Origin of the sequence: Agrobacterium sp. LAD9 (assembly GCF_003031125.1) — a bacterium.
In the GTDB taxonomy this organism is placed as follows: Bacteria; Pseudomonadota; Alphaproteobacteria; order Rhizobiales; family Rhizobiaceae; genus Agrobacterium; species Agrobacterium radiobacter.
Map to the genome: position 1 here is coordinate 126,882 of NZ_PHGS01000018.1, position 21,718 is coordinate 148,599.

Here is a 21,718-nt window from a genome sequence, read left to right on the forward strand (position 1 = left end):
CTTCCAGCCTCGGATGTTCCATCCGGGGCTTTGCGCGTTCGCACCCATTCCCATAAAGGCTCCTGAACATGGAATTCCTCGCAGATCCGAATATATGGATCGGCCTCGTCACCCTTATCGTTCTCGAAGTCGTCCTCGGCATCGACAATCTCGTTTTCATCGCGATCCTTGCCGACAAGCTGCCGCCGCACCAGCGCCACAGGGCTCGAATCGTCGGTCTGTCGCTGGCGCTGATCATGCGCCTCCTGCTGCTGTTTTCCATCTCATGGATCGTCACGCTGACGCGGCCGCTTTTCACCGTCGCGGATTTTTCCTTCTCGGGGCGCGATCTCATCCTCATCCTTGGCGGCGCCTTCCTGCTCGCCAAGGGAACCATGGAGCTGCACGAGCGGCTGGAAGGTGACCAGAAGCCGAAGCAGGGCAAGGTGGTGCATGCGGTCTTCTGGCAGGTCATCGTGCAGATCGTGGTGCTCGATGCCGTGTTCTCGCTCGACAGCGTCATCACCGCTGTCGGCATGGTCAATAATCTCTGGGTGATGATTACCGCTGTCTGCGTGGCCATGGCCGTGATGATGGCAGCATCCAGGCCGCTGATGGCTTTCGTGTCGAAACATCCGACCGTGGTCATTCTCTGCCTCGGTTTTCTCCTGATGATCGGCTTCAGCCTGATTGTCGAGGGTTTCGGCTTCCATCTGCCCAAGGGTTATCTTTACGCCGCCATCGGCTTTTCCGTGCTTATCGAGGCGGCGAACCAGCTTGGCAGGCGCAACCGTGAAAAGCGCATCACCGCCGGCGATATGCGTGAGCGCACCTCCGACGCCATTCTGCGGCTTCTGGGCGGCCGGGTCGGCGAACAACCATCCCTCGGTGAGACTGCCGACGTCATCGCTGCACAGGCGGCACAAAGCGATCTGTTCAAATCCGAGGAGAAGGACATGATCCGCGGCGTGCTCACGCTTGCCGAGCGTCCCGTCGTCTCGATCATGACGCCACGAACGGAGATCGACTGGCTCGATGTCGACGCCGACCACGACACGCTGAGACACCGCCTGCTGGAACTCGACCATTCCCGATTGATGCTGGCGCAGGGCAAGCTGGATTCATTCCTCGGCGTCGCCGCGACCAGAGACCTGCTGCGCGATCTTCTGCACGACGGAAAACTGAACCTTGAGCGCTCGCTGCGTGAGCCGCTTGTGGTGCATGAAAGCGCCACGGCGCTACAGGTCATGGAACAGCTGCGAAAATCACCCCTGCAGATGGCCGTCATCATTGATGAATATGGCACGTTGCAGGGCATAGCAACGCCGACGGATATCCTCGAGGCGATTGCGGGCGAGTTTCCGGATGAGGGCGAGGAATCACAGATTTCCGAACGGGCGGAGGATGGTTCCTGGCTGCTTGATGGCACTGTGGATGTCAGAAGGGTATCCTATCTCCTGGATATCGATCTGGTGGACGAGGCCGACCGCTACTCCACAATCGCAGGCTACATCCTCTGGCGCCTCAATCGACTGCCCGAGGTCGGCGAACGTATTGCCGGCGATGGGTTCGAGTTCGAGATCGTCTCCTGCTCCGACAGAAACATCGAGAAGCTCCGGGTGTGGAACACCACCCTTTCCGATGAATGATCCCGGCGCGGGAAGTGGCCGGCAGGGGCACCTCCCGCGCAAATGTTGGATTGGAATAGGCGACGCCCTATGGCCTGTGATATCAGACCATGATTCGCAACGGGGGAGTTGAATGGCGAGAGGGTTCGTGACAGCCGAAGAGGTGGCGAAAAAGGCCGGGGTCTCGCGTTCCGCCGTCTCGCGCACCTTCACACCCGGCGGCAGCGTATCGAAGGCGGTGCGGCGCAAGGTGCTGAAAGCCGCACAGGAACTCGGCTACCGCGTCAACCGTCTGGCGCAGGGTCTCAACAATGACCGCTCCAATCTCATCGGCGTCGTCGGCGCCAATCTCAGTTCTCCCTTCATTTCGAAACAGCTGGATCTCCTCAGCATCGGGCTTCTGCGCCGTGGCCTGCAATGTCTGTTGCTGAATGCGGCGGATGCCCGCAAGGACATTGCGCCGCTGATCGAGCGTCTCTTCGAATTCCGCGCACAGGCCATCGTCGTTCTCTCCGGTGAACCACCTGCCTCGATCGTCGACGAATGCATCGCCAATGGCGTGCGCCTCATCCTCATCAATCAGCGTCTTGATCGCACCGATACGAACATGGTGCTGAGCGACGATTCCCGCGGTGCCGATCTTGCCGCCATGCGGCTTGTCCAGGCAAAGTGCAAGAAGGTCGCGGTCATTTCCAGCGGCAGCCAGACGCCGGCACAGTTACGCCGCGCCAGCGCCTTCACCCAGCGCATGAGCATCGAAGGCGTCGAGGTCGTGCCATGGTCCGGCGGGCCGACGAGCTATGACAGCGGGTATCAGGCCGGCCGCGAGTTGCTCACGGACAAGACGATAGACGGCGCCTTCTGCGTGACCGATCTTCTGGCGCTTGGTTTCATGGATGCCGCCCGGCTGGAAATGGGCCGCCGGGTGCCGGAAGATATCTCGATCGTCGGTTTCGACGATATTCCGCAGGCCGCCTGGAAAAGCTACCAGCTGACGACCATTGCCCAGTCCTTCGACGCGCTGACCGAGAAGGTCTTGACCGCGCTCGATAGCGATGAGCCGGAAACCCGGCTTCAGGTCGTGCCCGTTTCCATGGTCGAGCGCATCACCGCGCGCTAGACCAAATCTCCTTCCGGGCAAAACTCTTCAGTTCAAACCGCAACGCGTTCATGGTGCGGCGCGAGCCGAAGCTCCAGATCGCGCGGGCTGCCTTCGGCACGCTCAAGAAACAGGCCGAGTGCTCCGAAGAAGATTTCGAGAAAGCTCTCCACCGAGCCATCGTGATGATCCGGCTCACGACCAAAGCGTTCCGCCAGCGTTCGATAAAGGGAAAGCCGTTGCGGCGCGATATGCGGCAGCGAAAGACCTGCGCCCTGGCGCAGGCAATACCAGTCCGCAATCAGCTCGAACATCGGCAGGTCTGAGGACAGGACAGCATCATCAGACGAGGATCGGTCTTCGCCTTCAAGCAGGTCGAGAACGTCCCGAACGCTTTTGTCGGCGATTGCCCTGACGACCTCGGCCGGCCATTCCCTGGTGAAATAACGATGCCTGATCAGCGCCCTGTTGTGACCCAGCAGAAAATCACCGTAATTACCCGCCGCGAAAGCCCGGTCGTTTTCCTCACCCGCCAGTGCTGTTTCCTGTGCGTAACCATGGCAAATGCGGCCATTGACCGGCAGGGCGGCCATCTCCACCGTCTCGACGCGGATTTCCTGACGCGACGGGTGCACGACCTTGAAGGCGGGCGGAAAGGCGACGAGCGACGGCACGGCGATATTGGTGAGCAAATTTTCGCCCTCACCGCGCCGGGTTACGCCTTCCACATGCAGGTGCCCGCTGAAATGGACGGCAAGCCCGGCCTGCAGCAGCGCATCCTCCACCGCCTTGCGCGGCGTGCGGCGCACGACATTGGTTTTTCCGAACAGGGCGCCTTCCGCACCGCTTGCGCCGTCGAAAGGATCGAGCGCCGGATAGTGGGAAAAGCCGAGCAATGTCTTGCCAAGCGCCTGCGCCCTGCGGCGCACATCAGCGATCCATTCAATGATGAAGGGCTTGCAGCGCAAAAGCGCGTTCCAGCCGCCGGAGGTGCTGTCGGTAAAAGCCGCGTCCTCACCCCTTTCAAACTCGCCATCGAGTGGTTCAAAAATATTGGCGTCGATCATCAGGAGCCAGAGGCCCGGCTCGGGCTCAACCAGATAGGAAGCATCCATCAGGCTATAGACATTGCGCCCATCGGGTGAGCGCACCTCGTACAGCCGGTCTTCCGCCGCATCGGAAAGACCGAAGGGGGTTTCCCAATGCAGATAATCCGGCTGACGGAAATAACCGAAGGCCGCCATCGGGCCAAGGCCCGCCGGATAACCCTCGCAATACATGCGATCGCTGATAATGACGCGCTCGCCGGCCCGCCGTACATCGCTTGAAACGGAAAGGCATCTGCCGTTCTCCGTCAGAAATTCCTTGGTATGGTGCCGGCCACGTGGGCCGAAAATATCGTGATTTCCGGGCAGTGCATAAAAGGCGGTGCCGTGGGCATGGCTGTGGCGCTGCAGAATGCCCTTCAGCGTCTCAGTCGTTTCCCGCTGGCCGTCATCGGTATAATCGCCAAGCAGCACCACGTGGCGAATGCCGCGCTGGCGCACTTCTTCAAGCACCGCGTGCAACGCATCGGTGCTTTCGTTGAAAACCCGGGTGGATTCGCGTGTATCGGACCAGCTGCGCATGGTGATGCGCTGGCCATCGATCTCGATGCCGGGAAACCCGAAATCGGCTGCCGTGTCGTGAAAATGCGCGTCGGCGATGACGGCAACCGAGGGAAGAGTGCGTGTCAGCATGAGTGAGCAGTCTTTCTGCCCTCGACCATGTCGATCCATTCGGAAGCACGGCGAGCGGCGGCATAAAGTATTGGTTTCGGTGTCTCGAACCATTCATCCGGCCGCAATTCCCGTTTCGTGCGGATCACGGCCAGTGCATCGTCGAGGGTGGGATAGAGATCCGGCCGCTGCTTGTGCAGGAAAAGCGCCACCAGTGAAACGGAGCGGCTGCGGCCGCCGCGGCAATTGACGAGCACATTGCCGCCATCGGCAAAGGGATAGGTTTCCCGCTTCGGCATGGTCTGGCGAAGCGCGCCGTCGAGAATGTAGTAGGCGCCCAGCATCATGGTGTCGGGGCTACCCTCGCCATCAATAAGGCCGAGCTTGTAATAACGAATGTCGCCATAACCTACCGCGCGCCTGTCGCCCTCTTCTGCCGTGGCCTGCACGAGATTGATATCCAGATTGACGGCGCAATTAACGACGATGGTGATGCCATGCCGGCGCAGGAGCCCGAGATCACCCGCACCATCGCTGCCGCCAATGTAAAGCGCAGTATTGTGCGGGCCCAGCCCTTCCGCAATCAGGCTGATTGCTGGCCGGGCATAAACGGGTCCATCCATTTCATTCCTCCACATGCACGGAGCCCCCTTTAAAGGGTCTCCGTCATAAATCATCCCGCCGCAGCTACCGCGCGGCAAGGACTATGTTCGACGCCTGGCTGACGCCTTTGGCAACACCGGCGGCTGCAGCCAGCACCGGCCCGCCATCCCGCAAACTGCCGATTTCCAGAAATGGGCACACGTCGCCGCCAGCTTCGCTGACGAGTAGCAGGCCCGCAAGACAATCCCATGAATTCATATGCAATTCGAGATAGCCATCGGAACGGCCATCGGCCACATAGGCAAGCGCCAGAGCACCGGAGCCGGCGCGGCGGACATTCGCGCCCATATCGAGCAGCTTGCTTACCACATCGAGATAGGTGGCATTCGCGACGCGGGTAGACCACCCCATCTCGATCGAAGCCGCATCGAAACGCTCCGTTTCCGACGTCCGGATCGGCTCCCCATTGCGGGTCGCACCTTCGCCCCGGCGGGCGAGATAAAGCTCGCCGAGGGCGGGGTTGTAGATCGCCCCGATTTCGATCCGGCCGTTTTCGACATAGGCGATGGAGATGCAGAAATGCGGAATGCCACGGGCAAAATTCGCGGTGCCATCGATTGGATCCACCACCCAGACGCGCTCACCGATCTCGCCGCCGCCCTCTTCGCCGAAAAAACTGTCATCCGGGAAAGCCGCCGAGATCGCGCCGCGAATATGCGCTTCGGAAGCCGCATCCGTCACCGTCAGAAAATCCTGCGGCCCCTTCATTGAAAAACTGCGCGTGGCCTCGCCCTCGAAGCCTTTCAGCACCAGCTCCCCGGCGGAAAGAATAACGCTGCGGCACAGTTCGGCTCTCGCGGCCAATGTGTCGGGATAGTGGATTGAATCCATGTGTAAGAACCATTTCTAGAAATTTGAACACGCGTTCATAATGCACGCGCGTTCAAACTTTTCAAGGGAATCTAAAAAGGAACTCATGAATATCGAGGGCGAGAAGCCTCATGCTGCCAGGTCAACAGATTTTCCAGGGCGTATGGCAAGAAGCGAAGGGTTTTCTCGCCCATCGGAAATACCAATGCAGGAAACGCTTAATAACGAAAATAATGAAATGTTGCGAAATGCAGCGCCTGCATCTTGCGGTTGATACAGTTTTATGTCGGTTAACCCTGTGCATTTCCAATGATGTAACGGGAATTATGTTACAAATGCCGCTCTGTACTTGAAGAGCCATAAATGAAATTACTGACCGTCACACAAAAATTGCAGGACTTCGTGTCCGTCCGGTCCGACAATCCTGATCTGCTGAAAGCGCAGTACCGCGCTTTCACCCGACAGATGCCGATGATGTATTTCATTCTGCTCTCAAGTACATGGGCGCTTGCCGTGACGCATATGCAGGTGGCGCCGCTCTGGCTCACCGTTGGAATTCCCGGCCTCTTCACCCTCGGCTGCACGCTGAGAGTCACCTTCTGGTGGAGGACGCGTGGTATTGATCCAGCTCCACAAGTGGCTCATGCCGCCCTCCGGCGTACAAACCGCCTGGCTGCCGGCATCGCCATGGCATTCACGCTCTGGTCTTTTTTGCTGGTGCCCTATGGGGATGCCTATACGCGATCCCATGTCGCCTTCTATATGGCGATTACCGTCATTTCCTGCATTTTCTGTCTGATGTATGTGCGCTCGGCCGCCTTCATGGTGACGGTCATCGTCAATGGTGCCTTCATCGCCTTCTTTCTGGCGTCGCGGCAACCGACATTTGTTGCCATCGCCATCAACGTGCTGCTGGTCTGTACCGGTATGATGTCCATCCTGCTGACCAACTACCGCAATTTCGAGCGTATGGTCATTTCACAGCAGCGCACGGAAGCGCTCAGCAATGAAAACCTGCTGCTTGCCAATATTGACAGCCTGACGGAACTGCCCAACCGCCGCGCCTTCTTCGCCCATCTTGAAGCCGAACTCGAAAAGGCCAGGGCCAACGGAACCCGGCTGGCGCTGGGGGTCATCGATCTGGACGGGTTCAAGCCGGTCAACGACCTTTATGGACACTCCGTGGGAGACAGGCTGCTGATCAATGTCAGCAAGCGCCTCACCGCCAATCTGAAGGCCAGCAAGGCGTTTCGACTGGGTGGCGACGAATTTGCCATTGTCGCGCCTATCATACCTGATGATGCGCAACTCGTGGCAAATGCCAATGCGATCTCCGAGCAGCTGAGGGCGCCTTACCATATGCCTGAGGGAACGGTGCATGTTTCCGCATCCATGGGAATAGCGGTCTTTCCACACCTCGCCTCCACGCTCGAGCAGCTTTTCGACAGGGCCGATTACGCCCTTTACCACGCGAAGAAAACCCGCCGTGGCGATGCCGTTCTGTTCGATGCAGAACACGAAAAGCAGATCAACATCGAAGCCCGCATCGAACATCTGCTCAAACAGAGGGATATGGAAAACCAGCTTTCAGTCGTGTTCCAGCCGATTGTCGATATACGCGACGGCAGAACGGCGGGTTTTGAAGCGCTGGCGCGCTGGCACAGCCCGGTTCTCGGGCATGTGCCGCCTTGCCAGTTCTTCTCCATCGCGGAACGGGCCGGCATCGTCAGCTCACTGACACGGCCGCTTCTCAAGATGGCGCTCGCCTCCGCCTCGAAATGGGAACCCTCCCTGCGCCTGTCGTTCAACCTTTCGGCTCAGGACCTCAACTCCCACGAGGGCGTATTATCCCTGCTCGGCATCATTGAAAACAGCTGTTTCGATGCACGACGTCTGGACCTTGAAATTACCGAGACGGCTTTTGCCCATGATTTCGAACAGGTCAGGCAGTCGGTCGAAATGCTGCGGCGTCTCGGCTGCGGCATTTCGCTGGACGATTTCGGCACCGGTTATTCCAGCCTCACCCGGCTGCACGCACTGCCGCTGACCAAGATCAAGATCGACCGCAGCTTCGTCACGGATCTGCACGAAAAACCGGCCAGCTACAAAATCGTAAAGTCGCTTCTCACCCTTAGCCGGGACATGGAACTGGAATGCGTGGTGGAAGGGGTGGAAACACCCGCCGAACTAGCCGCGCTTGAAGGCCTCGGCGCCACGCTGGTACAGGGCTATATCTATGCGCCGCCGCTTAAAGAAGAGGATGTCGATGGGTTTCTTTCGGGACAGGCGCGCGTAAGCTGCGCGTCCATGGGCGAAGTCTAAAGACAGGTTCTGCTAAGCACCTAAGCGAAGCCGTTTCGTGAATTCAGTAGCGCCAAGGCAGCGCATCCGAAGCAACACGCGGGCAAGTCAATGTCTAGGGACCGTGAGGGGTATACCTGGATGTAACAGCTTAACACCTCAGCGCTCGAGCCCATATAAGAAGAAAACTACTCAAATGAAATCCACGAAACGCCCTGAACCAACGAGCCACCATGTGCACAAGGGTCCCCCTGGCGCGCTACCGCCTTGCCATCAATCTTCGCGATGGCGGAGCCGCCTGTAATTCGATCCGATGTCGTCGGCACGCCAGTACAAAGTAAACTGTCTCCTACTGTGGCAATCGGCACGCCCTCGACTGTAACGAAACTTTGCTGTGTCGAGGCAACCGGTCCGCCGACATGCGGCTTAGGCCCTGGATCAATCATGGGGCAGACGTGCATATGGCCTTTAAGAGTAACTGCGCGACCAACCATTGTGAAACCTCATTTTCGCGGAAATATTGATCCTTGCATAAGCCCAAATTGCTGGTTGCCTAAATGGATTGAGTATCAGGCTCTCTCAAGGAGGTTCTGTCGCATAAGAACACAATCCCGCTTTTCTGATGAAACTTGCGGATGCACTCTGTGACGCGGCAGTATTTTCTCGACGTGAAAATCGACCTTTTCAAGCAGACGTATCAATGGCGCAACCTTCGCGTCGATCAACGTCCACGCTTTTGTTAGCCCAAGCTCAGAAATCAGCACACGCATGATCTCTTCCGATAGCCCTTGACCTGAAAAATCATGCATCAAAGCGCCACCAAGCTCTTCATCCGGTCCGATGTTCACAAACCCGATAGGCTCATCCACTAGTTCCTTCCGCACAACGACGTAAGTGTTCAGGCCCTTGTCCCAGCCCTCGTCCCACTCAACGATTATGTGCTTCACGTCAGTCAGTGTGCCGGTAAACGGCACCGGGCTGTAGCGGAAGAGATCCGGATCAGTGAGCATAGCATATAATCTGCCAGCGTCGCTCAGCACCGGTCGCCGGAGCACGAGCCTGGCGGTCGTGATTTTGTCCGGTGCTTGCTGCCGGGCCGACTGTTCAGACATGCCTTACTACTCCAAAACAGAGTGGACGATAAATCGCTCCATCTCTTCCTCTGGGAGATATGGCTTTTCGCGCAGAGTTACAGTTCGGCCCTGAAAACGCTCATCAGCGCCGCTGAGTGTTTGCACACCTGCGGCTTTGTCTGTGACGCAGAAACCGTCAGTCGAAATGGCGAGTTGGTCAAATGCTGCTTCTGTGCTGGCATACCGACCCGGTCTGCCGTTCAGACGTTCCAGTAGCGCCAAAGCCTCAAGCGCGCTCAATGATAATAAGTCGACCCCATCCAGAAGCAGAGGCCGCTGTCCGATTGCTGGCATGATCTCGACAAGTCTCTCAGCTTCATACCTCAGAACCAAGCCGGGTTTGCCCCGCGTTTCCGTGACACTATCTGGAGAGGGGCCGCTCTCTGCATATGCGGCTATGAAAGCCTGCTTCTCCTCTTCGCTCATTGCTCCACCAAATTTCTCCAACGTGTCGCGCAAAAGTCCGTCAGAAGCCCGGTCGCTCCCTCGACCCATTATTGCGCCGTAAGTTTCGGACCAGGCATCGACCTCCGCTGGAGACATGCCAAATTCGAGCCTACCAAGTCCTTTGCGTGGAAAAATCTTCCAGTCATCCCCTGCGGTCATCATGTTTCCATTCCTATTTCATCAATCCGTTTCGTCTCAGGCACTCGGCATAGGCCGTCGCCTGCGCTATGGCCACATCGTACTTCGTTGGGTTCCCCTGCAATGTCGCCACCCTGCGGGCATCTAGGACATCAGCCATAAAGGCGGAGTACGTCTGGCCGCGTGCAAGAAGCCCCCTCTGCAAGGCATAACTTGGTCCATGGACGCGGCTACCATAAGAAGCCGTAAGGCGATGATCAACCGGATCCATTTGTATCGCTGGCCCCACAGGTCTGGGCAATGGTGATTTGGAATCCGCAGGCATATGGTGGCTGTCAAGTCCGTCCCCCAGCGTCTCGGGTGTATCAGTCATGCAGCCGTGGGCTCCGCCTCGGTAGGTGCTGCCAGGCACTCCACAGGCGAGGTATGCGCAGGGATTCTGGGCGCAGCGAGCGCAGGTTACGGTTCGAGTTGCAGGCAGTGCCTGATCCTGTGCCTGTGCTTCAGTTTGGGCGTTTGACATCGCGCCGCTGACGCCGTTAACGATGTCGTCGCCATAGACGATTGCTCCCGTGGTAACGACAGCGCCTCCGAGTAGCCACGCCGCAGTACCTGCAGAAATGGTGGCCCCGCCTGCCGCGGCCGTTCCCCCGCCGGCGAGCGCAAGTCCGCCTCCTACTGCCAGTAAGGGAGGCATCAGCCAGCCCTCCTGTGGACGCGAACAACACTTTTCGTCTTACTGAAAAGGACAGCAAAATTCCGGTCAGGATCACTCGGACCAGACCGGATATATGTGCGAACCTCCGGCGCCTGGCCGCTTTTCTCACCAGAAATTAGCATCAGGAACGCCCATAATTTTCGAGAGTATTCGAGCTTCAATCCAAGTTCCTCCGCCTCAGCATCCTGCCGTCGCACAAGATCGCGCAATTCCATGTCACTCCTTGCGGCGGTGAAGTCCGGTGCGACCTTTTGCAGATAGGCCACGCGCTTGCTGACGACTGTTTCTCGACGCCGATCCTCAATTTCATCGATATTTCTCGTAGTGAAAGTCAGAGGACCCCTTGGCGCACGGGCGGCCCCATCCTTGCGACTGGCCCGCATTATATTGTCGCCCCACTCATCGTCCGGTTGGAAGATGATGGCGTTTGCTGGTCCGAGCAGTCGAAGATACTGACCTTGGCTGAGTGTGGGTATGATCTGAGCCATGACGTTAGGGTCGCTGTGGCGCAGAACGACCCGCTTCATTTGACCAAGCTGTGCAACGGGTCGGTCCTCGTCGGGGCGTGGATCGGCCTCATAGCTTTTGCCTTGATCTACTTGCGCATCCCTCGGAAAGAGCACCATATTGATTTTGCGCAAATGATGATAAAGTTTCTCTCCACCGGCTTCACACTCCCAAAAAACACAGGCGTGTTTGCCATTGATCAAGTCGATCAGCCTATCCAATGAAACTTGATCCACCGGCCTAGCGGTTGCTCCCGAATTTGCACGACGCCCGCGGTCAAGCCATACCAATTGCGGCGCGCACCGGTCCTGGTCCTGGCCCCCTTTCGGAGACGCACGGTAGAGAGATCGATGAAAGAACTCTCCATCAGACAGTGTTGTCGGAAGATCGGGAAATTGCGCGCCGTCAAGGACTGCAAACAACGGCCTTTGCGACCGCAGGAGAATTTCTCGGAGTTTAGCTAGATCAGCCATCGTAACTATCCAACGAACGGCGTTGAAGTTGCCGTCATGTTTCGCAAGCAAGACGGAGCTTCGCCAGGTCCGCCCTTTTTGAAGTTAATCTGATTGCCTTCGATATCGATCTTCAGGGCAAATAACTTAATGCCGCTCTTGGTCAGAGAAATGTATCCACCCGGCGTCGAAAGACGAATTTCATCGTCAGCGAATATTTCCCAGACCTTCGCCTCGCCATGATACTTCTCCTCAGAGACGAGATTGTAGAGCTTGCCGACATTGACGGTGATCTTTTCGCCGACACGCGTGTATTGGCCCGTACCGATCTCGACGAATTGCTCTTTACCGATCGTCAGGTTCTGCTGTTTTCCAACCTGTCGAACTTCCGTCTGCCCGATATTCGTGACCTTGCTGACCCCGACCTGCTCAGCCTTCGCCACTCCAACGGATGTGGATTGAAACGCACCGATAATCGTGTTCATGATGCCCGGCAGCGGAAATAGCCCCGAAGCGTCTGACCCGACGCCCGAGCCGGAGCCGGCGAGCGCCGTACCCGCATCCGCACGCGGGCTCGGGCCGGAAACGACGCCCTCGCGCGAGGAAATACCGCCAGCACCAAGAAAACCGAGCGCGGACGAGGCAAGCGTGGTGGCGAAGGCTGCGACACCCGGGCCACCGCCGCCGGCGATCTGGGCGGCCTGTGAAAGGAGACCCGCTGTCTGCCCGGAGAGCGCCTGCACACCCGCCATGGCCATCATCGCCATCGGCCCCGTACCGCCGACGACGGTGTTCACTGAACCGCCGATCTCGTGTTTCTGGTTGCCGGAAACTTCCACCGCACGGTTGCCGCCGACCGAGGCGACCTCGTGCCGGTCGATGCGTTTGGTCCGGTCGTTCAACACCCGGGTGGTCTGGTCCTTCTGGGCGTGGAAGAACTGGTTCTCCTTGCCGGCCTCATCCTCGAAGGTGATTTCGTTGAAACCGTCGCCCTTGTGACTGTTGGAGCGAAGCACCATGCGCGTCTTGTTGGCGGGCAGATCGTAGGGCACGGAATTGGCGGGATTGTTGACCACGCCTATGACCAGCGGTTTGTCCGGGTCACCGTCGACAAAGGCCACCATCACTTCCATGCCGATGCGCGGGATAACCTGCGCACCCCATGTACCGCCGCCCCATGCCTGACTGACCCGCACCCAGCACGTATCCGTCCCATCCTTCTTCGCCTTGCGGTCCCACGGGAACCACAGCTTGATGCGGCCATATTGGTCAGGGTGGATTTCTTCGCCTTCAGGGCCGGCGACGATCGCCACCTGCGTGCCTTCGATGCGAGGCCTTCTGGTGGCCCGGTGCGGCGTCAGCGGCACACGAGCCGGGATCGCTTCGAAGCGATTACGATATTCCGGCTCGTTGCTGTTTGTCTCATAGGAGAGATCAACAATGCTATGGCTTGCCCTAATGATCACATGCTCTTCATAGGCATGCTCTGGATGGGCAACCTCGAAAGGCGTGAAACGGCGGCCGGCCTCCAGAATGCGCGTGGTCGACGAACCGAACACCCGGTCGTGATCGGCCTCGATGGACTGGGTTCTGAGTTTCTGCGCCCGCTCGGCCTCTTCCACCGTCTTGATGCGGGCCGGATATTCGTAAAGCTCGCGCTTCGTCGCATCCGGCATCTGCACCAGCGATGGCGTCATCGTGCCCGGCACCATGCCCGGCGTCTCGAAATTCCAGTCTGCGCCCGCGCGCTGGCCCGAGACATAGGAGAAACGCCGCGCCCAGTCGTTGATGTGGTTGCGATCCGACGAGCCCTGCGCCAGACGCACTGTCCCCTCACCCTGCGCGGCCGGCGACGGCCCAAGCCAGCCGCTGGCGCTATCGGCCACATGCAGCTTGTGGGAACCATCCTCGTGGCTGAACCAGTAGAACAGGCCGTCCTCTTCGAAACGGCGGGTGAGATAATCGAGATCGGTCTCATTCCATTGAACACTGTAGTGCTGTGCAGGCGGCGGCGAGATGATGCCTGACGTATCGGGTGCGGGAATGCCGTGTTCGGAAAACAGCGTCTCGACGATCTCGACCGCCGTCTTGTCCATCCAGATGCGGCAATCGGAACGGCGTGACAGAAGCCACATTTGCGGGCGGATCGTCAGCGCATAGGAGCGCATGCCGCGTGTGATAGGCGGGCCTTCATGCAGCTCCGTCACCAGGCCGTTGAACGGGCGGCGAACACCGCCGCCGTCACCCTCGCCCTGGCTGATCTCGATGGAGATATCGACCAGCCGTCCGATCAGCTCTTCGGGCTTGACCGCTTCTTTCTTGGCCCGCACGGTCAGGCGGATGTCGAAGAGCTGCGACACGCCCTCCTCGACCGTCAGGCGCTCCGGCAGAAGCTGATCCTCGCCGAGAGGCGAAGACACCTTCAGAACACGGCTCGCCTGAACGAAATCAGAAAAAGACGGCTGGTCGGTCATGGGACACTCCTAATCAGGACCCGCGGCTGGACTGCAGGGGCCAGAACCAGATCGTTTCCGAATTGTAGTAGCAGGCAGATGCGCATTGGGTGGCTTCCGAGCCGCCCCGCACAAGATCGATATGACCGCCGCCGGTGTAGCCGGGGATATTGTTGAACGCCACGACGCCATTGCGCGCGCCGATACCGTTGCGCGCCGTCGCGGGCGTGAAAGGCTCGGGCTCGCCGAGATAGCTCGTCCGCTTCATCAGGTTGGCGAGGCGGCGCATGTTCACCTCTATGCCCTTTCCGGCATAGGGGCCTTTCTGGATGCGGTGCGAGGCAGGCACGATGTTGATGCCCGACTTCACGAAAGCGATGCTGACGCGAATGGCGCAGGTATTGTGATAGTTCGGATTGCCGATGAAATCATCCCAGCCGATTTCCGTGAACAGATCACGCTGGCTGATATAGTTCGGGTGCGACGGGTCGCTGCTCGGATAGTTCTTATAGAGAGTGTCAAAGTTAACACGCATGGTTCGTCCCACTAGTTACTTTTCTGCTCACAGGGAAAGGAGACCTTGAGCGCCTCCCGCACGAGAGTGGCTGCCTGTTCATCCAGTTTTTCCGCAGGAAGATCGCCGAGATAGGTGTAGATCCGGTCGGTGAGTTCATGGGGCGCCACGGCGCCCGCACCACACCAGTCCGATCCGCTTGTCAGATCGGCCACACCGGCGATATAGGCGCTCGATTTTGCAACGGAAACCAGCCGCCGCATTTCCGGATCAGACACCTCAGGGGCAAGTTTGCCCTCGATGGCCTGCTTGAGTTCGGTACCGGAGAATATCCATGTCCGTTCCTCGGCACCGGCCGGTGAAAGACCGGACAGAGCCAGAACAACCGGCACGGAAGCAAAAAACGCATATAGGGAGCGCATGATTAACCCGCCTCGTCCAACGTGGATGAGAAACATCACGACGTGAGCTGCAAAACTGCAATGAAAACGTTCCGGTGCCGGCCGAGGCCGGCACCGGGTCGCGTCGCTATCAAGCGGCCTTCGTCGTCGCCAGATCGTAAGAGGCGATCATCGGAGACTGCGGCGAGTTGTTGTCGTCGAACGGCGTGTACTTCACTTCCATTTTGGTGAAGTTGAGCTTGATGGTTTCCACCGGACGATCACCGCTGGAATCCACCGAGTAGCTGGCGATGAGTGTGTTCGTCAGCAGGTACTCGATATAGGTGTTGCCCGGATTGCCCGTGGTCACCAGATGGATGGTTGCGAGCTTGCCAGTGCGGCCGGCGCAGGCCTCCTGGAAAAGCTTGGTGGAAGAAGAATCGCTGACCTTGGTCAGAATGACTTCCGAAATAGTCGGTTCGGATGCTTCGCGGTTTGCAGCAGAACCAGCAGATGTGTTCATGTTGCGTGCCACGTTCCAGTGAATGGCTTCGATGTCCATCCACTTGCGGTGCTCCTCATGCGTGGCGTCGCCCTGGATACCGTCAATCTGCAGATAAATTGGCATGCTGTAAGCTCCTGTAGCTGAAATGACCTCTTGCTTCGAGGCCGCGTTACCCTTCGTTTAATGCCGCATGCGTCGGGTAGCCCCTTCCGACGCGGCAACTTTATCCACCCCACCCTCTTCGGTTGCGGCGAATTCATCTGGCTCCCCAGCCACTTCGGCACGAATACCGAACCGATTTTCATCAAAATCGACAACGATCTTGCCCACCCGTTCTCCCGCGATCACCTTCTCGAGGAAGAAGCTGGAAAGAGGCGGCAGGAGATCCTTGCCGATCATGATTTCGATGGCGCGTGCGCCAATTTCACTTGCACCGGCGCGCGCCACCAACGCGTCGCGCGCGGCATCGGACAGGGTCAGGTCGGCGCCATATGTTGCCAGAACACGCTCCCTGATCTTGCCGATCTGCATGTCCACGATCCTTGCAAGCTCTTCCGCACCGAGCGGCATGAACGGCAGGATGATCGTACGCCCGAGGAAAGCGGGCTTGAACTGTTTGGTCAGCTCCGGCATCAGCAGCGCTTCCAGCGCCTCGCCGTCCGGCATCGTATCCGGATCGGCCGAAAGCGCGGTCAGCAGTTCCGATCCGGTATTGGCCGTCATGAAGATCGTGGTGTTCTTGAAATCGACGTCGCGGCCTTCGCCATCGCGAAGCACACCCTTGTCGAACACCTGATAGAAAATATCCTGAACGCCGGGATGGGCCTTGTCGATCTCGTCGAGCAGGAGAACGCCGAACGGCCGGCGGCGCACCGCTTCCGTCAACACCCCGCCTTCACCGAAACCGACATAGCCCGGCGGCGAGCCGAGAAGCAGCGAAACCTTGTGCTCCTCCTTGAACTCCGACATGTTGATCGTCGTCAGATGGCTGTTGCCGCCATAGAGCAGATCGGCCAGCGACAGCGCCGTCTCGGTCTTGCCCGTTCCCGACATACCGACGAGAAAGAACACGGCCGGCGGGCGGCGAGGATCGGACAATCCGGCGCGCGCGGTTCGCATGGCATCGGCAATCCGGCCGATTGCGGCATCTTGCCCCACGACCCGCTGGCGCATGCGCGCATCCAGAGTGCGGGCGCTTTCGATCTGGTCGGCCAGAAGTTTACCGAGCGGAATTCCCGTCCACCGCGATACGACGCATGCAATTGCTTCACGATCAACCACCGTCGGCACAAGTCTTTCGGCATTTGCCGGCCTGGTCTCAGCCGCACGCCGCAGGGGCGACACATTCGATGCACCGGTTTCAGCCGGCTGCTCTTCGTTGAGTTCAGCCATTTCCGCATCGTAACGGCTGCGCAGATCGTCAATCCCGCTCTCGAGCTTTTCGACTTCGTCGCGTATCGACTGGATACGACCCTCAATCTCTTCGTCCTGCGGTTCACGCAGAAGCCAGTTCAATTCATCTGACAGAAGACGCCGCTCGCTTTCCATGGCGCGCAGCCGTTCCGGCAGTGTCTGCCGCGCCAGCGAAACGGCAGCCGCGGCCGTATCGAGAAGGCTGACGGCCTTGTCCGGCAATTGCCGCGCCGGCATGTAACGCGCGGATAATTGCACCGCCGCCACGATCGCCTCGTCACGAACGACAACGTTGTGATGGCTGACGAAGCTGTCGGCGACACCGCGCAACATGCGTATCGCGGTTGTTTCATCAGGCTCGCGCACATGCACGGGTTGGAAACGACGCGTCAGCGCCGCATCCTTTTCGAAATATTTCTTGTATTCGCTCCAGGTCGTCGCCGCGACGGTGCGCACTTCACCCCGCGCCAGAGCTGGCTTGAGAATATTGGCCGCATCGCCTTGGCCAGCCGCACCACCTGCGCCGACAAGGCCGTGCGCCTCGTCGATGAACAGGATAACCGGTTCGGCCGAGCGCTTTACGGCATCGATCACACCATGAAGACGGCGCTCGAACTCGCCCTTCACACCGGCGCCGGCCTGCAGCAGCGAAATATCGAGGTTCAGCAGGCGGACGTTGCGCAATTTTTCCGGAACATTCCCGGAAGCGATCTCCAGCGCCAGCGCTTCCGCAACCGCCGTTTTACCGACACCGGCCTCGCCCACGAGAATGGGATTGTTCTGACGACGGCGTGTAAGAATATCAACGAGTTGGCGCAGTTCATCGTCGCGCCCAATCACCGGATCGACCTTGCCGTTCCGGGCATCGGCGGTCATGTCCTGAGTGTAAAGGCGCAGAAAATCGTTCTGGCCGGCGGCTGGCGCTGTACCCGCCGTCGTGGAAGGAACGCCGTTCCCGGCGGTCTCTTCAACGGAACTGCGAAGGCGCTCGAGAGCCGCGCGATCCATCGCCTTCAGCGACGGAAAAGCGGAGCGGACGAAAGAGCGGAGCGAGGTTTCCTCGTCCATCGCCAGAAGCAGGTCGCAGAGCGTCACGCGGTCGCGCGCGGCCTCCAGCGAAGCAAGAACCCATGCCTCGCGGCCCGCCGTCAGAATGTTCTGGGAGAGCGACAAGGCCTCGCCGTCGCCAATCACGGCCTCTTCAAGGCTGCGGCCGATTTCTGCCTGCAACACCGGAAGTGGAATTTTTAATTCCTCGAATGTTTTCGCATAGATGCCGGCATCTACAACCGCCAGCAGCCAATGCGGGATATCCACGTACCTGTGCCCCATACGCACCGCGACAGAAGCCGCAGCTTCAAGGGTGACGCGCAGGTCAGGCTCAAGCGCTTCAACGAGGCGATTGAGATCGATATGCGACATGCAATGAGCCTCCTGCCCGGGTTCATTCCACAACGTGACGTGGAATAACTATGATGATGAAACCGGGTTGTCCACCCCGAAGTTTATTTTTTATCGGGTTAGATTAGACACTAGACGCCACAATTTAGACACATTTTGAATAAGTCTGTCTGATCAATAGCCTCACGTAAGGGAAGTAACTACAAAAAATCCATTACTATTTTCTGGGGATAGACTACCTTTGGATACGAAGCATGTTAAAACAGATGCAGAACTTTTAGGGAATTGCGGAGATAATATCCGCAATGATTCAAGAACGCGTGAACTATACTATAGAATTAAGGATGAAAGAAACCAGGCACGCACAGAAGAGCGCGCCACCTCCCCTCAGGATAACTTAAAGATCTCCAGTAGCTGGGACAGTGTCAGCAATCTTGGATTGCAGATTATATATTCCGAAAGCAAGGACATAGAAATATTGGCGTGGCTTTCCGAAGCAAGCCTGCGGTTGCGCGGCTTTCCTGGACTGCGCGAAATCTATGAGCTTTGTAATGATCTTTTTTACAACCACTGGGACTCATTGCGCTCGATCAGCGACGATAATGATGAGGAAAAATTTGCACCTTTTGCGGGATTGAACGGCATCGGCACCGAAGGAACACTTGTTCAGCCGCTCCGGCTTGCGCCGCTGATCCCCGGAGGGAAATTTGGCGAGCACAGCCTCTGGGATTTCCAGCTGGCGCAGCGGCCAACCGAGAGCAAAAGGCGCGAAGAACTGTATCGGCTGGCATCAGAAGCGGGCGTTGCCGCCATGTCTTCCCATCTGGCCGAGGTCAACGCCTGTCTCTCCAGCTTCGACGCCATCATGGCGGTTCTTTCCGAACGCTGCGGCCAGTTCGCGCCGCCCAGTTCCAATATCCGTAACACGCTCATCGAAGCCGCCGCCGCCATCCGCACGTTGGGCGGGCGCGAGAAGGAGCCGGCACCGGTTGAGCAGGCGGTAACCGCTGTTGCGGGCACTGACGAGAGCGGGCAGTCGGCCGCTCGGGCTCCCGCAACCTCGCCGGAGGGCATATCTTCACGCGATGAGGCATTTGAAACTCTTCTTTCGGTTGCGCGTTACTTTCGCCGGACCGAGCCGCACTCACCGATCTCGCTCTCCATCGAAACACTGGTTCGCAGGGGGCGCATGGATTTTTCGGAACTGCTGGCGGAGCTTCTGCCCGAAACGCAGGCCCGAAACGCAGTTCTGACGGCCGCCGGGATCAAGCCCGGCGGAGAAAACGGAAAATAACGAGCAAGGGACGGGAAACGCCGTCCCCTAACAGTCAGCCATGCCAAGGGGCATCAAGGAGGTTGAAATGGCAAGTGTACATGAAAAGCTGGAGCGGGTTCGCAAGCCCCGCGTTCACATCAAATACGAAGTCGAAACCGAAGGCGCGATGGTGGTCAAGGAACTGCCCTTCGTCGTCGGCGTGCTGGGTGATTTCTCCGGCAATCCCACCCAGCCGCTGAAGCCGTTCGGCGAGCGCAAGTTCGTTCAGATCGACCGCGACAATTTCGACGAGGTGATGCGCCGCATGACCCCGGGCCTCAACATTTCCGTTGCCAACACGCTGCAGAAAGACGGGACGGACATGCAGGTCAATCTGAAATTCGAAAGCATGGACGATTTCGAACCCGGCGCCGTCGTGCAGCAGGTTCCTGCCCTGAAGGCGCTTCTGGACGCCCGCAACGAGCTTCGCGACCTGCTTTCCAAGGCTGACCGTTCTGAAGATCTGGAACGCATGCTGGAAGATATTCTGCAGAACAAGACCGATCTCGCAACGCTGGTTTCCGAACTCAAGGAAAAGAACGGCGCGAGCAAATAATCGCCTGTGCGGAGGAAAACCTCCCCGAACGGCCCCCATTGCGGGGCTTCAACTGTTCAAGCGGCATTTTCCAAAGCCGCATGTGGAAGGACTGAAACATGAGCGCTGAAAGCCTGCTGAAAAACGAAGCACAGGCAACGACCGCCGAAGATCAGGGACTGCTGTCCAGGGTGGTTGCCGCAACCCGCCAGACCGAACCGGACCGCGCGCAAAATCTTCTGCGCACGCTGACCGACCAGGCGCTGAAGGGAACGGTCAAATACGACCGCAACCTCACCGTCACCCTCAACCACGCCATTGCCGAACTGGACCGGACGATTTCCGAACAGCTTGCCGCCATCATGCAGGCGCCGGAATTCGCGAAGCTCGAAGGCACCTGGCGCGGGCTCAACTATCTCGTCAAGAATTCCGAGACGAGCGTCAACCTCAAGATCCGCGTCATGAATTCCGGCAAGCGGGAACTCGCGCGCGATCTGGAAAAGGCCGTGGAATTCGATCAGTCGCGCCTCTTCAAGGCGATCTACGAAGACGAATTCGGCACCCCCGGCGGCGAGCCGCTCGGCGCGATCATCGGCGACTATGAATTCGACAACTCCTTCGATGACGTGCAGCTGCTGCAGGGCGTCTCGTCGATTGCGGCGGCGGCTTTCGCACCGTTCATCTCGGCGGCAAGCCCGCATATGTTCGGCTTCGAGGATTACCGCGATCTCGCCCGTCCGCGCGATCTGGAGAAAATCTTCGATACGGTGGAATATGCCAAGTGGCGCAGCTTCCGCGAGAGCGACGATTCCCGTTTCGTGACACTCGCTTTGCCGCGTGTGCTGGCGCGCATGCCCTATGGCCCCAAAACCAACCCAATCGATGATTTCGCCTATGACGAAACCAAGGGTGCGGTGAATGGCGACCTGCAGCATGACGAATATTGCTGGATGAACGCCGCCTATGTCATGGGCACCAAGCTGACCGACGCTTTTGCAAAGAGCGGCTGGTGCACGGCGATCCGTGGCGCGGAAAATGGCGGCCGGGTGGAAAATCTGCCCATGCACGTCTTCTCCAGCGATGACGGCGATCTCGACCTCAAATGCCCGACCGAAGTAGGCATTACCGACCGCCGCGACGCCGAACTCGGCAAGCTCGGCTTCCTGCCGCTCTGCCACTACAAGAACACGGATTATGCGGTGTTCTTCGGTGCCCAGACGGCGCACAAGCCGAAGCTTTACGACAAGCCGGAAGCAACGGCCAACGCCGCCGTTTCGGCCCGCCTGCCCTACATCATGGCAACATCGCGTTTTGCGCACTATCTCAAAGTGATGGGCCGCGACAAGATCGGCTCCTTCATGGAAGCATCGGATTGCGAAGTCTGGCTCAATCGCTGGATTGCCAACTACGTCAACGCCAATGACGAAGCGGGCGAGGAAAGCCGGGCGAAATATCCGCTGCGCGACGCCAAGGTGACCGTGCAGGAAGTACCGGGCAAACCCGGCGCCTACAATGCGGTCGCATGGATGCGGCCCTGGTTGCAGATGGAAGAACTGACGACGTCGCTACGCATGGTCGCCCGTATTCCGTCCAAGAACTGAACCCGGAC

The 21,718-nt window shown here is 58.6% G+C and carries 18 protein-coding genes; 6 read left to right on the top strand and 12 right to left on the bottom strand.

The features are described 5' to 3' along the window. Positions 1 to 68: 68 nt before the first annotated feature. Both DA915_RS19535 and DA915_RS19540 read left to right on the top strand, forming a co-directional pair. Complete coding sequence (locus DA915_RS19535) at positions 69 to 1,628, top strand: TerC family protein (protein ID WP_107676998.1); 1,560 nt, start codon at positions 69 to 71, stop codon at positions 1,626 to 1,628. Between the two features lie 112 nt (positions 1,629 to 1,740). Next, positions 1,741 to 2,727: a LacI family DNA-binding transcriptional regulator gene (locus tag DA915_RS19540; protein ID WP_080867210.1), complete on the top strand. Its 987-nt coding sequence runs from the start codon at positions 1,741 to 1,743 to the stop codon at positions 2,725 to 2,727. A gap of 32 nt (positions 2,728 to 2,759) precedes the next feature. Here DA915_RS19540 and DA915_RS19545 read toward each other — a convergent pair whose 3' ends face one another. The 3 genes from DA915_RS19545 to DA915_RS19555 form a co-directional block, all read right to left on the bottom strand. Continuing rightward, positions 2,760 to 4,445: a metallophosphoesterase gene (locus tag DA915_RS19545; protein ID WP_107676999.1), complete on the bottom strand. Its 1,686-nt coding sequence runs from the start codon at positions 4,443 to 4,445 to the stop codon at positions 2,760 to 2,762. Continuing rightward, positions 4,439 to 5,047 (bottom strand): dual specificity protein phosphatase, encoded by a 609-nt coding sequence (locus DA915_RS19550; RefSeq protein ID WP_107677000.1) that lies wholly within the window; start codon positions 5,045 to 5,047, stop codon positions 4,439 to 4,441. Before DA915_RS19550 ends, DA915_RS19545 begins: the two co-directional genes overlap by 7 nt. Positions 5,048 to 5,111: 64 nt before the next feature. Beyond that, positions 5,112 to 5,918: an inositol monophosphatase family protein gene (locus DA915_RS19555; protein ID WP_107677001.1), complete on the bottom strand. Its 807-nt coding sequence runs from the start codon at positions 5,916 to 5,918 to the stop codon at positions 5,112 to 5,114. 342 nt (positions 5,919 to 6,260) lie between these two features. Between DA915_RS19555 and DA915_RS19560 the strand changes: the two genes are divergently transcribed. Beyond that, the gene (locus tag DA915_RS19560) at positions 6,261 to 8,219 is read left to right on the top strand and encodes a bifunctional diguanylate cyclase/phosphodiesterase (RefSeq protein ID WP_192886612.1); all 1,959 of its coding nucleotides are present in this window, start codon (positions 6,261 to 6,263) and stop codon (positions 8,217 to 8,219) included. A 167-nt stretch (positions 8,220 to 8,386) separates the two neighbouring features. Here the strand turns inward: DA915_RS19560 and DA915_RS19565 are convergent, their stop codons facing one another. The 9 genes from DA915_RS19565 to tssH all read right to left on the bottom strand — a co-directional run bounded on the left by DA915_RS19565 (position 8,387) and on the right by tssH (position 18,280). Further along, positions 8,387 to 8,692 carry a PAAR domain-containing protein gene (locus DA915_RS19565; protein ID WP_052820248.1) on the bottom strand — a complete coding sequence of 102 codons (306 nt, stop codon included), beginning with the start codon at positions 8,690 to 8,692 and terminating at the stop codon, positions 8,387 to 8,389. Between the two features lie 75 nt (positions 8,693 to 8,767). Continuing rightward, on the bottom strand, positions 8,768 to 9,310 hold the full coding sequence (locus DA915_RS19570; protein WP_107677002.1) for a GNAT family N-acetyltransferase: 543 nt from the start codon (positions 9,308 to 9,310) through the stop codon (positions 8,768 to 8,770). A 6-nt stretch (positions 9,311 to 9,316) separates the two neighbouring features. Further along, positions 9,317 to 9,940, bottom strand: coding sequence for a hypothetical protein (locus DA915_RS19575; RefSeq protein WP_236760093.1), 624 nt, complete (start codon positions 9,938 to 9,940; stop codon positions 9,317 to 9,319). A 672-nt stretch (positions 9,941 to 10,612) separates the two neighbouring features. Continuing rightward, entirely contained in the window at positions 10,613 to 11,614 is a 1,002-nt protein-coding gene (locus tag DA915_RS19585; protein WP_107677004.1) for a DUF4123 domain-containing protein, read from the bottom strand. A 5-nt stretch (positions 11,615 to 11,619) separates the two neighbouring features. Continuing rightward, positions 11,620 to 14,067 (bottom strand): type VI secretion system tip protein TssI/VgrG, encoded by a 2,448-nt coding sequence (gene tssI / locus DA915_RS19590; RefSeq protein ID WP_107677005.1) that lies wholly within the window; start codon positions 14,065 to 14,067, stop codon positions 11,620 to 11,622. A 13-nt stretch (positions 14,068 to 14,080) separates the two neighbouring features. Continuing rightward, positions 14,081 to 14,581 carry a type VI secretion system amidase effector protein Tae4 gene (locus DA915_RS19595; protein ID WP_003504563.1) on the bottom strand — a complete coding sequence of 167 codons (501 nt, stop codon included), beginning with the start codon at positions 14,579 to 14,581 and terminating at the stop codon, positions 14,081 to 14,083. Between the two features lie 11 nt (positions 14,582 to 14,592). Then, the gene (locus tag DA915_RS19600) at positions 14,593 to 14,982 is read right to left on the bottom strand and encodes a Rap1a/Tai family immunity protein (RefSeq protein ID WP_003504562.1); all 390 of its coding nucleotides are present in this window, start codon (positions 14,980 to 14,982) and stop codon (positions 14,593 to 14,595) included. Positions 14,983 to 15,091: 109 nt separating this feature from the next. After that, positions 15,092 to 15,568, bottom strand: coding sequence for an Hcp family type VI secretion system effector (locus DA915_RS19605; RefSeq protein ID WP_003504561.1), 477 nt, complete (start codon positions 15,566 to 15,568; stop codon positions 15,092 to 15,094). 57 nt (positions 15,569 to 15,625) lie between these two features. Then, a complete protein-coding gene (gene tssH, locus DA915_RS19610; RefSeq protein ID WP_107677006.1) occupies positions 15,626 to 18,280 on the bottom strand; it encodes a type VI secretion system ATPase TssH in 2,655 nt (884 codons plus the stop codon). A 220-nt stretch (positions 18,281 to 18,500) separates the two neighbouring features. Here tssH and tssA point away from each other — a divergent pair, with 220 nt between their 5' ends. From tssA to tssC, 3 genes are all read left to right on the top strand, one after another. Next, positions 18,501 to 19,553 carry a type VI secretion system protein TssA gene (gene tssA, locus DA915_RS19615; RefSeq protein ID WP_107677007.1) on the top strand — a complete coding sequence of 351 codons (1,053 nt, stop codon included), beginning with the start codon at positions 18,501 to 18,503 and terminating at the stop codon, positions 19,551 to 19,553. A 67-nt stretch (positions 19,554 to 19,620) separates the two neighbouring features. Beyond that, on the top strand, positions 19,621 to 20,130 hold the full coding sequence (tssB, locus tag DA915_RS19620) for a type VI secretion system contractile sheath small subunit (RefSeq protein WP_020010212.1): 510 nt from the start codon (positions 19,621 to 19,623) through the stop codon (positions 20,128 to 20,130). Between the two features lie 98 nt (positions 20,131 to 20,228). Next, positions 20,229 to 21,710 carry a type VI secretion system contractile sheath large subunit gene (tssC, locus tag DA915_RS19625; protein WP_107677008.1) on the top strand — a complete coding sequence of 494 codons (1,482 nt, stop codon included), beginning with the start codon at positions 20,229 to 20,231 and terminating at the stop codon, positions 21,708 to 21,710. Positions 21,711 to 21,718: the final 8 nt, after the last annotated feature.

Coding starts and splice junctions, on each gene's coding strand:
- tssC (WP_107677008.1), top strand. CDS start 20,229: ATGAGCGCTGAAAGCCTGCTGAAAAACGAAGCACAGGCAACGACCGCC.
- DA915_RS19535 (WP_107676998.1), top strand. CDS start 69: ATGGAATTCCTCGCAGATCCGAATATATGGATCGGCCTCGTCACCCTT.
- DA915_RS19560 (WP_192886612.1), top strand. CDS start 6,261: ATGAAATTACTGACCGTCACACAAAAATTGCAGGACTTCGTGTCCGTC.
- DA915_RS19595 (WP_003504563.1), bottom strand. CDS start 14,581: ATGCGTGTTAACTTTGACACTCTCTATAAGAACTATCCGAGCAGCGAC.
- DA915_RS19605 (WP_003504561.1), bottom strand. CDS start 15,568: ATGCCAATTTATCTGCAGATTGACGGTATCCAGGGCGACGCCACGCAT.
- tssH (WP_107677006.1), bottom strand. CDS start 18,280: ATGTCGCATATCGATCTCAATCGCCTCGTTGAAGCGCTTGAGCCTGAC.
- tssI (WP_107677005.1), bottom strand. CDS start 14,067: ATGACCGACCAGCCGTCTTTTTCTGATTTCGTTCAGGCGAGCCGTGTT.
- DA915_RS19550 (WP_107677000.1), bottom strand. CDS start 5,047: ATGGATGGACCCGTTTATGCCCGGCCAGCAATCAGCCTGATTGCGGAA.
- DA915_RS19555 (WP_107677001.1), bottom strand. CDS start 5,918: ATGGATTCAATCCACTATCCCGACACATTGGCCGCGAGAGCCGAACTG.
- DA915_RS19600 (WP_003504562.1), bottom strand. CDS start 14,982: ATGCGCTCCCTATATGCGTTTTTTGCTTCCGTGCCGGTTGTTCTGGCT.
- DA915_RS19565 (WP_052820248.1), bottom strand. CDS start 8,692: ATGGTTGGTCGCGCAGTTACTCTTAAAGGCCATATGCACGTCTGCCCC.
- DA915_RS19545 (WP_107676999.1), bottom strand. CDS start 4,445: ATGCTGACACGCACTCTTCCCTCGGTTGCCGTCATCGCCGACGCGCAT.
- DA915_RS19540 (WP_080867210.1), top strand. CDS start 1,741: ATGGCGAGAGGGTTCGTGACAGCCGAAGAGGTGGCGAAAAAGGCCGGG.
- DA915_RS19570 (WP_107677002.1), bottom strand. CDS start 9,310: ATGTCTGAACAGTCGGCCCGGCAGCAAGCACCGGACAAAATCACGACC.
- DA915_RS19585 (WP_107677004.1), bottom strand. CDS start 11,614: ATGGCTGATCTAGCTAAACTCCGAGAAATTCTCCTGCGGTCGCAAAGG.
- DA915_RS19575 (WP_236760093.1), bottom strand. CDS start 9,940: ATGATGACCGCAGGGGATGACTGGAAGATTTTTCCACGCAAAGGACTT.
- tssB (WP_020010212.1), top strand. CDS start 19,621: ATGGCAAGTGTACATGAAAAGCTGGAGCGGGTTCGCAAGCCCCGCGTT.